Source organism: Mesorhizobium sp. M7A.F.Ca.US.005.03.2.1 (genome assembly GCF_003997795.1).
Lineage (GTDB): Bacteria > Pseudomonadota > Alphaproteobacteria > Rhizobiales > Rhizobiaceae > Mesorhizobium > Mesorhizobium ciceri.
The window spans coordinates 1-1,476 of the sequence record NZ_RZRP01001175.1; the positions used below are offsets into that span (position 1 = coordinate 1).

1 protein-coding gene and 1 pseudogene are annotated in these 1,476 nt (G+C 59.1%); one reads left to right on the forward strand and one right to left on the reverse strand.

The genetic code is table 11. From position 1 onward, the window contains the following. Window position 1 precedes the first annotated feature (1 nt). Window positions 2-633 (forward strand): annotated as a pseudogene (locus EN991_RS35940) (IS5 family transposase). Between the two features lie 2 nt (window positions 634-635). On the opposite strand, the gene EN991_RS35945 reads toward EN991_RS35940, so the two are convergent. After that, window positions 636-1,476: Xaa-Pro peptidase family protein (locus tag EN991_RS35945; RefSeq protein ID WP_164769646.1), on the reverse strand; the 841-nt coding region annotated here is incomplete at its 5' end.

Below are 1,476 nucleotides of genomic sequence, written 5' to 3' on the forward strand. Positions count from 1 at the left end.
TTTGAGCAGGGGCGATCTCACCGAAGCAGAATGGCGTGTTCTCAAGGGCTTGCTGCCCATCGACCCTGACAAACGCGGCCGAGGTAGACCTCCCAAGCAGAATCGTTCGATCATCAACGGCATTCTCTGGCGGCTCCGCTGCGGCGCTCCATGGCGGGATGTCCCGCCCAAATACGGCAGTTGGAACACCATCTATCGTCGGTTCCGACGCTGGAGCGAGGCCGGGGTCTGGGAGACCGTGGCGGTAATGCTCGCCGAGGTCATGGCGGACAGCGGCCACTACAGCATCGACAGCACCACAGTTCGCGCCCATGTCTCGGCAGCGGGCGGAAAAGGGGGACTCGTGCACCGGACGCCTTCCTTGCGGACAAGGGCTACGATGCCGATACCATTCGCGCCGATCTCGCCGAGCGGAAGATTAAACCCGTCATACCCGGCCGATCAAACCGCCGCGTGAAGATCGAGTATGACCGGGCGCTCTACAAGCAGCGGAACCGAATCGAGCGCATGTTCGGCCACCTCAAAATCAACCGGGCCATTGCCACCCGCTACGATCAATTGGCCAATAGCTTCCTCGGAATGGTCTACCTAGCCACCGCCAGATACTGGCTCAAATTTGTCCACGCCGCCTAGCATCACGCCCGATAAAGTGTTGGCGGGATTTCGCTCAGGAGTTCCGCGCCGCGCTCTGTCACGAGCACGTGTGCGCCGGCACCAAATAGGTAGCCACTTTCGCTGCACAAAATGTTTGGCATGTGCAGGGTCATGCCAGCTCGGAGTGGTTCATTTACATCGGGCTCCAGGCTTAGGTCGCCGCGCTCAGTCCAATTGATGCCAGTTTGGTATCCTGTTCGTTGGCGGAAGACGCCCTTGCGTCCAGATCGCTTCAACACCTCGCCCCCAGCAGCGTGAACGTCCGCCGGCGTAGCACCTGGTCGAATCGAGGAGACAAGGGCCGCAATGACCTCTTCAGCCAAGCCGTGCAAAGATTCGGTTTCGGGATGTTTGCCAAGGACTGCGCATCGAACCATTCCCACTGTATACCCGTGTTTCGAAGCCCCTATCTCCAGAAAGGCAGGTTCGTTGTTGCTGAGAGGATGATGGGTCGCTGGCGCATGGGGCAACTTCACTCGCTCTCCAAACAAAATGGTACCCGGCGCAAGCCCGATATCCCCAGCGGCGTTGCTGGGGTCGTTTGTTACCGCCGCAGCTAGGGCCGCTGCCATTTCGATCTCCGTAATGCCGGGACGAAGCGATTGCTGAAAGGTTCGAATTGCCACGTCAGTGAGTCGAACAGCATCGCGCATACACGCCAACTCAAGTTCTCCTTTCACTGCTGACACTGACGAGACCAGTCGGGTGACGTCAGTAATCTTCAGATCCGGGAGCTGGTCTTGGACTGCGCGCACGTCGGCGGGCGCGAGATTCCAGCAGTGAAAGGAGAACTTGAGTTGGCGTGTATGCGCGATGCTGTTC